General features: G+C 39.9%; 13 protein-coding genes and 1 pseudogene. All 14 read right to left on the bottom strand.

Going from position 1 to position 7,069, the window contains the following annotated elements:
* Nucleotides 1-84: 84 nt before the first annotated feature.
* Nucleotides 85-543: a GNAT family N-acetyltransferase gene (locus tag ED652_RS15305; RefSeq protein WP_048611109.1), complete on the bottom strand. Its 459-nt coding sequence runs from the start codon at nt 541-543 to the stop codon at nt 85-87.
* A 90-nt stretch (nt 544-633) separates the two neighbouring features.
* Nucleotides 634-915 carry a hypothetical protein gene (locus tag ED652_RS15310; RefSeq protein WP_086049389.1) on the bottom strand — a complete coding sequence of 94 codons (282 nt, stop codon included), beginning with the start codon at nt 913-915 and terminating at the stop codon, nt 634-636.
* A 59-nt stretch (nt 916-974) separates the two neighbouring features.
* The gene (locus tag ED652_RS15315) at nt 975-1,307 is read right to left on the bottom strand and encodes a hypothetical protein (protein WP_122055379.1); all 333 of its coding nucleotides are present in this window, start codon (nt 1,305-1,307) and stop codon (nt 975-977) included.
* Between the two features lie 174 nt (nt 1,308-1,481).
* Nucleotides 1,482-1,886 (bottom strand): DUF1801 domain-containing protein, encoded by a 405-nt coding sequence (locus ED652_RS15320; RefSeq protein WP_122055380.1) that lies wholly within the window; start codon nt 1,884-1,886, stop codon nt 1,482-1,484.
* A gap of 70 nt (nt 1,887-1,956) precedes the next feature.
* Complete coding sequence (locus tag ED652_RS15325) at nt 1,957-2,436, bottom strand: ATP-binding protein (RefSeq protein ID WP_122055381.1); 480 nt, start codon at nt 2,434-2,436, stop codon at nt 1,957-1,959.
* A 111-nt stretch (nt 2,437-2,547) separates the two neighbouring features.
* Nucleotides 2,548-3,093, bottom strand: coding sequence for a GNAT family N-acetyltransferase (locus ED652_RS15330; protein ID WP_122055382.1), 546 nt, complete (start codon nt 3,091-3,093; stop codon nt 2,548-2,550).
* Nucleotides 3,090-3,287 carry a hypothetical protein gene (locus ED652_RS15335; protein WP_122055383.1) on the bottom strand — a complete coding sequence of 66 codons (198 nt, stop codon included), beginning with the start codon at nt 3,285-3,287 and terminating at the stop codon, nt 3,090-3,092. Before ED652_RS15335 ends, ED652_RS15330 begins: the two co-directional genes overlap by 4 nt.
* A 64-nt stretch (nt 3,288-3,351) precedes the next feature.
* Nucleotides 3,352-3,462, bottom strand: a pseudogene (locus ED652_RS23890) (GNAT family N-acetyltransferase); the annotation flags it as partial.
* A 38-nt stretch (nt 3,463-3,500) separates the two neighbouring features.
* Nucleotides 3,501-3,905, bottom strand: a complete 405-nt coding sequence (locus ED652_RS15340; protein WP_122055384.1) for an NUDIX domain-containing protein — start codon at nt 3,903-3,905, stop codon at nt 3,501-3,503.
* Nucleotides 3,906-4,025: 120 nt separating this feature from the next.
* Nucleotides 4,026-4,442: a GFA family protein gene (locus ED652_RS15345; protein WP_102441528.1), complete on the bottom strand. Its 417-nt coding sequence runs from the start codon at nt 4,440-4,442 to the stop codon at nt 4,026-4,028.
* A 132-nt stretch (nt 4,443-4,574) separates the two neighbouring features.
* Complete coding sequence (locus tag ED652_RS15350) at nt 4,575-5,387, bottom strand: class I SAM-dependent methyltransferase (RefSeq protein WP_122055385.1); 813 nt, start codon at nt 5,385-5,387, stop codon at nt 4,575-4,577.
* A 132-nt stretch (nt 5,388-5,519) separates the two neighbouring features.
* The gene (locus ED652_RS15355; RefSeq protein ID WP_122055386.1) at nt 5,520-5,921 is read right to left on the bottom strand and encodes a hypothetical protein; all 402 of its coding nucleotides are present in this window, start codon (nt 5,919-5,921) and stop codon (nt 5,520-5,522) included.
* Nucleotides 5,922-6,070: 149 nt separating this feature from the next.
* Nucleotides 6,071-6,409, bottom strand: a complete 339-nt coding sequence (locus ED652_RS15360; RefSeq protein ID WP_017083684.1) for a hypothetical protein — start codon at nt 6,407-6,409, stop codon at nt 6,071-6,073.
* 152 nt (nt 6,410-6,561) lie between these two features.
* On the bottom strand, nt 6,562-6,909 hold the full coding sequence (locus tag ED652_RS15365; RefSeq protein WP_122055387.1) for an SH3 domain-containing protein: 348 nt from the start codon (nt 6,907-6,909) through the stop codon (nt 6,562-6,564).
* Between the last annotated feature and the right edge of the window lie 160 nt (nt 6,910-7,069).

The following is a 7,069-nucleotide window of genomic DNA, read 5'->3' on the forward strand; positions in this document are numbered from 1 at the left end:
TCCTTGATAAATTATGAGTAAAACACTTCGGATACACTTAACCTTCTAAGCCCCGCTTTTTATAACGAATCGAAATACTCACGCCTAGAAGTAATCTGGTATTCGTCCATCAAACTCAGAAGAGTCGTTCGAAATATACATACAATCAGAACCTACTATGCTCACAAAGCCAAGCCTAATATAAAATTGATGCTCAATGTCGCTGTGTAGGTATAAAGCCTTACAATTATGACGAGTGAATAACTCCGTTTTTACCAAGTTGATCAACTCAGACGCATAACCTTGGTGTCGTAATTCTTGAGGTGTAGCCACAGAGCCAATACCGAAACATCCTTTTGCAAGGCCAAACATGTCACTGTAAACGATAAGAGACGACACGACTCTATCCTTCTCGACTAATACATACCAAGTGCCAGACAAGTACTTTTCACTGTTACGACAACCTGCTAAGTAATCGTCTAACGTCAAGCCATCACCCCAAACATCGAAGCCCATTGTATAAATGGAATCTAACTCGTGAAGCTGTGCTTTTCTTAAGTGCATTACTCTAAATATCCTGAATCAACTAACCCATGTAATACCACATTACCGAGACAACGACGGCCACTCATAAACTTACAGATACGAGGCAAATTAAAGAACCGTCACGCCTTCAACTTCAATTACTGAGTTAACATTAGCGCGTTCGATTATCTTGAGTAACGTCGTTTGGATTAGTTCATTATCTCGGATTTCGGTTTCACAAGAAAAACGCTCTTCTTGGACACCATCGCTCTCACCCAGCATAAATTGAACTGCGACTTCCGTTGCGAGATCTTTGGTCGCCCCGTAATACGCTAACGTGATTTTTGGGTATCCGTTGTCGCCTTTTTTAACCTGCTTCGCGATACGTTTTTTAGCTTTATCTAAATTCATACAACTTCCTTTTAAGGCTGAAACTAAAATGAACAAACGTCTGATATTTCTTAGCTTTACTATAAAGCATTACCACAGTCACTACATGATTTAATGGATGACAATCCGCTTTTTCTTACGTTAGTTTTTCCACAAGAACCACAAAATTTCAAAGAGTGGACATTGTAAATAGACATTAAAGTAACAAGCGGAATCCAGACCAACAATTCTGGCCCATTACCACCCGAACAATAGATAAAACCAATCGCGAAGATACCAAATATAACAGACTCCAAAGTCCACAATGTTTGTTTGTACTTTGCATCTTTGATAATAAAAAACGTAAAAAATCCGATTAAACTACTGATAACCCCATAGACCGCAAATCCTATAAAGGCTTCTTGTTGATTCATAACTTTCCCTGTCCACATACCACTTTACGGCCCGAGCAACGCCACTAACCTAAACCATAAGACGTTAAACACTAACCTACATTAAACGAGAAGTGCCAAGCCTTGTAAATCAGTGGCAGGCGTACTTTTTAAACTCTAACCACATTCAGTTAAGCAGCTGACAACACGTAAGAATTACGCGCCAAGAAGCGGTAGATTTTTTCGGTGTTGATAAGTTAAGGCTAGCTCTAAGCACTGCTTAATAAGTGCCCTAGGAAGTGGTTCAGTTAGGTTCAAGACGATTGCCCGATTACCTTGAAATACCAATGTGCCATCGTGCAATTCTCTGAATGTGTCGACTAGCTTCGTTTGACAGTAAAAGAACAAGTAATAGTTGTTTGGCGATTTCAATTTCCAATCAATTCGAATTGGGCTGCCCGTCTTAACGCTGTAACTTGGTTCGCCCCATTTCAGAGACTCTTCGACTTCACCTAAATCCAAATCAGAGCAAAGCTCTAAGATTAATGAACGCAACTCTTCAAGCCGAGCTCGAACATCATCGGGATATTCGTCAAAATGTGTTTTGAGTGCTTTGTCCATTGAACCTCCGATTCACTTGTTACGATATTAAGGGGCTGCTAACTCAAACTATGCTTGGCTACATACCTTTTTAAGCTTCCTGTTGAACCCAAATACCATTTTCGTTTGAAGTGGGAACCTCAAACCAAGACCAAAACAGATCTAACATTTCAGGTGTCATTTCATAAGACTTGCCATTGAGTTCCGAGTTACGGTTAAATGCCCTCTCCTTACAAGTCTCAAAGGGAACATCAAGGTAGTGAACTTCGCTGTCCACGCCTAGGTTTGACGCCCAGCTTGTAAAAGAATCTCGGTCTGATTTACGCCAAAAACCAAAGTCAAAAATTACCGGAACACCCAAAGAAAAGAGCTGCATTGCAGAGTCCTTGAATAAACCTTGAAGCGTAGCCAGCCGGCTATCAAAAACTTCACGCTCCATATGTTCGCCATACAAAGGAATCATCCACTCATCTATCGAGAAACGAAAGGCGCCATGCTTTTCTGCAATCGCTTTAGAGTAAGTCGTTTTACCCGAGCCAATAAAGCCACATACGAAATAGATTTTAATCATGATTCCTCTTTAGCTCATAGGTAGAGTTGCCGTGTAAAAGCGCTGACACCAAGCTTAGCACTAACATAAGCTTAGGATGCCAAGTGTCTTAATTCATTCTTCAAAGCGTTCTTACCCGGAATTTCTTGTGCATAGTGTCATCATTGTTTCAGACACAAACTGTCCTTCTATAAGGTAACAATCTGGGACTTCTCCAATCACTTCGAAACCACATTTCAAATACAATTTTTTTGCAGGAAGATTATTCGAGAGAACATTGAGATCTAACCAATCGATACTTGGGCTTTCGTTACAAAACTCAGTCACGCACTTAATCAGTTCTACACCCAACCCTTGCTTCCTTAGGCTTGAATCAACACCCATGCCGAGAAGCACACGATGAAACTTATACTCTTCACCGTAATGACGTAGGTCTATATGACCAAACACTCGTCCCTTAGAGTCTTTGATTACCCAGAGCTTTCTCCAGCCATTTTCACCAAGGCTTGCCTCAAAACCATTTCGAAACTTATCTTTAAATTGTTCTGAAACTACACAATTCTCTTTAGAGATCGGTTGGAAAAGTGGAGAGTTATCATCCGCATTTTCAAGAAGCTGTGCTCCTATGTATTCGAAAAAGGATTCTAAATCCGACAGAACGGCTTCCGATATTCTCATGTAATCTCCTTCTTGCGCATGATTCTTTCTTTTAGAAGTGTACCAATACTGCTAACGACAAACGTAAAAGCAAACGCCACAAGTGGCTGATAGAAATCAAACGCACCATCTGTAAGAAAAAAGTACTGATAAATGGCAACACCAAAGCCAACCCCTAATGCCAGCTTCAAGTTCTTGAAAAGTCGTTGTTTCATGTTCATTCCCTCGCAGTAAAAATTTGGCGTATAGATATGAGCAGTGCCAACTAATTTGAACTTAATCCAATGGAAACTCTAGGTTTGGGCCGCCCCATTGATAATTCAATTTATCTGAATCTATCCAACAAATAAGTAGGCCATAGTCTTCCTTTTCAAATGATCTAAGTCCCATATCTCCCTCTTAGGTTATAGCGCTAAGAGGTTATAGCGCTAAGTTCGTTGCTGATGGTCACGCAACGCGTTTTTAATTTTTTTCATTGCTACGTAAGTTATTGGAGTGCACTTTTCTGGCAATTCGTCGAGGTTGAACCAACGCAACTCTCGACACAAGTTAGGTTCTGCGTTCTCTATTTTGCCAACCCAATCAAAACATAGGTAAAAGTAATGACGAATCGGCAAACTAGGGTCAACCAATTCAGCAGCTAAATTCAATTCTTTAGTGCTAACCGAAGTTTCCTCCAAAGCTTCGCGTTCTGCTGTGTCTAGAGGAGATTCACCGTCCTCTATGCGTCCAGAAGGAAAGCCCCAATACTGGTCAAACGCTTCAGTATTTTGGCGGAAGGCGAGCAATAACTGATTTCTAGAGACAAAGACAAGTTGAACTACATTTTTCATTTATATGAATCTTCCTTTGGAAAACAATACTCACGTTGAGGGGGCTACAAACGCTTGCAATACTGTAAGCTAAACCGGCAAGCATTAAAGTCTCCCTTAAACCGGTTGCTATGCCTATAGTTATACCTTGTCTGCAAAGTAGGCCATGATTTCTTCGGTGGTCATTTCCTTAGTTTCATTGGAAAAGCAATAGTAACCAGGTCGCATGTCACTAAAATATTGCATGTCCATTTCCAACCCTTCCAAATTTGGAAACAAGCCCACTGGCATATTGTACTCGCCTGTTTCTTTGAATTTATAAAATAAGTGGGTTCCACATTCTCTGCAGAAACCTCGTGAAGCCCAAGAAGAAGATTTGTACATCTTTACTTTATCTTCACCTTCCAGTTTCACTTGAGTACCACATTTCAAAGCAAAGAACGGAGCACCACCCCAAGTTCGACATGACTGACAATGGCAAACTGTAAACTTAGGATCGATGTTTTTAGCCGTAATTTTGACAGAACCACAAAGGCAATTAGCCTCAGAATAATACATTGAAAGAGCTCCTAGATTGATGAAACATACACGCTGCCCTATTGGTGAGCAACGCAATAACAAAGCCGCTAAAAGGAACCTTAATAACTAAGACCAATGCACAGTGAAAATGCCAAGCATTGAGAATCGGTTCTAGGCGCTTTTTCCTCTGCATTTTTTTGCAATAACTAAACCATGATTACTGCTACCAAGCAATGAAACCTCAGAGCATGTCGATAAATGATACTTAAACCATGATTGATACTGTTGCTCATTTAGTTGATTAACTTCCTGACCAATAAACCGAACGTACCCATCGGTTGCAATATGATTTTCGATACTAAATCCAGATTCAATTACCAAGCTTTCAATCTCTAAAGGCTTAGCAAAGTATCCCGTTCTAAAAAATGGATCTACATCGGGAGAAGAGACCAAGCCACTTTCATTCAATTCACTTAGAATATCAGGGGAAACTAAGCTACTGGACATTTTGGCAAGCAAACCCGCCACAAATAAACGACTGATATACGCTATCGCAACTACACCATTTGGTTTCAATATTCGATTTGCCTCTTTTAAAACTGCTTCTCGGCCTGACTTCGATTGTATGTGATAAAGCGGCCCCAATACTAAAACAACGTCTTGAGTACCGTTTTCAATAAAACTCACGTTAGTTGCATTTGCTTCGTGAACAACCAAGTCTAAATTCTGGGTCTCAGCATTATATTTAAGTTGCTCGACTAATTCTGGAACTAGCTCCACTGCTGTCACATCCATACCTTGTCGAGCATAATGAAGTGAATAGCGACCAGTAGCCGCACCAAGCTCCGTCAAACGACCTGCTGATTCGAGATAAGACCCCAAAACATTAATTGTTGTATCAAATTCAATACGCGTTATGTTTTGAGAAAGTAGACGCTTCTCTTCGTCAAATTTCGCGTAGTAATCCATATACTCTTCTTGCACGACTCACTCCTATCCAGTTCACACCAAATGAAGTAAATGACAACGTTACCAATACACTCAAACTGCCACCTAAATCAATCAAGCTAAACCGTGTTAAAAATACCAAGTGTTGGTAGTCTACTTAAGCACTTATTATTCGAATGTTACCTTTAGTGCCGCAGATTGTTGCTCAAATAACCCATTGTCAGATTCAGAGGTAGACTTAGTTACATTTACCCATTGAACTCCTGTATCGTCAATATGACGAAACTCAATTTGTAATGCATATTTTGAACAATGAAGTAGACCAAATCCAAAGCCTACAAAAGTTAATATAACAACTATGGCTTTAAGCCAAAGCGGGGTACTTTCAAGGCTTGGAACTGCTAGCCAAACTGCTCCAGAGAAGACAAATAGCCAAAATATTATTTGCCCCACATTGTCGAGCAAACCGAGTTTTTTAACTCTCACATCATTAATTTTTGATAAAGGGTACGAATCTTTTTTGAAGCTAAACTCTTTTTGGCTTAGTTGAAAATCTGTTTCCTTGTACATTATTTACTCCATTCGTATGACGCCAAATTAAGGTATGAACAACGCTAGCACCTTACTTAGACCATAGTGCAATCGTCATTAAACTTACTGAAATGATGATGCCAAGCGTTGTGAATCACTTTTAAAGTTCTTATATGTGGTCAGTTGACCTATGCGATCACGCAATAAGCTAAAGGGAATAAACTAGCGAGTAAAAAACGACCACCTAACCCCGTACTTTCAAGCTTAGTTACAACAGTATGTTTAGAAGAGTTATTTTCAATCAAACTACTTGCCGCTACACCCGCCACATTACTTGGATCGCTGTAACCTACTTTGTGCCCCGAAAAAGAGAAGATGCTGCCGAGCCCAATAAGTAGGAGCATTGAGTAAAAGGCGTAGTCACTCAAGAACTGGATTGCTAAAGAACCTGTCAACCGTTCGAACAAATAAACAAAACCAAGAGATAGAAAGTTTGACGTAACTACAAATGACATTAACTTGTTCATTATATTTATCTTTTCCTCATTGTTACAAAACGCAAAGCTAAGGTGTGATCAAGGTAATACTGAATCTTGAGTGGACAACCTTAAACACAAACGTAACGCAAAGCTAAAATGCTAAGTGTTAGCTGCTTGCTTTAGCAACTTTCGATATGAATTTATACAGTGCACAGATGATTTAAAGGAGCCCAAGCTAATTCTTCCGAATTACCTAATTTATAACTCCAGATCCAGCCGTTTAATTCATGTTCTTTTACTAGAATGTCACCAACTATCAAACGGTGTTCCTTAGCAAAATAGTCCTCAAGTACGGTTACTTCACTGTTATTTACAGCTAATATGTGTTTTGGAACCCAGCCTTCTTTATTTTCTCCTCGGCAAAAAATCCAATTTGCCCAATCACCTTCTGGGTTGGATTCTTCTACAAACTGCAATTTTTCACCTTTTACGATTCGAATAGGTAATTCTGGATCATCCTTATAATTTTTAACGACGTTGTATTCCATAGCTTATTTCTGCTCCATTTACATAACGTTAAGCTGTGAGTGAACGTGTGCCCAAATTGGACCGAAGCGAGAATAGTATGCTTTCACGAATCATACTTAAGCGCCTTGTTGAACGAAGCCGCTGCGCGGCAGAGTAAAGCAAGTGCAAGCCATACTCTTG

The organism is Vibrio sp. Evd11 (assembly GCF_900382755.1).
Taxonomy (GTDB): domain Bacteria; phylum Pseudomonadota; class Gammaproteobacteria; order Enterobacterales; family Vibrionaceae; genus Vibrio; species Vibrio lentus.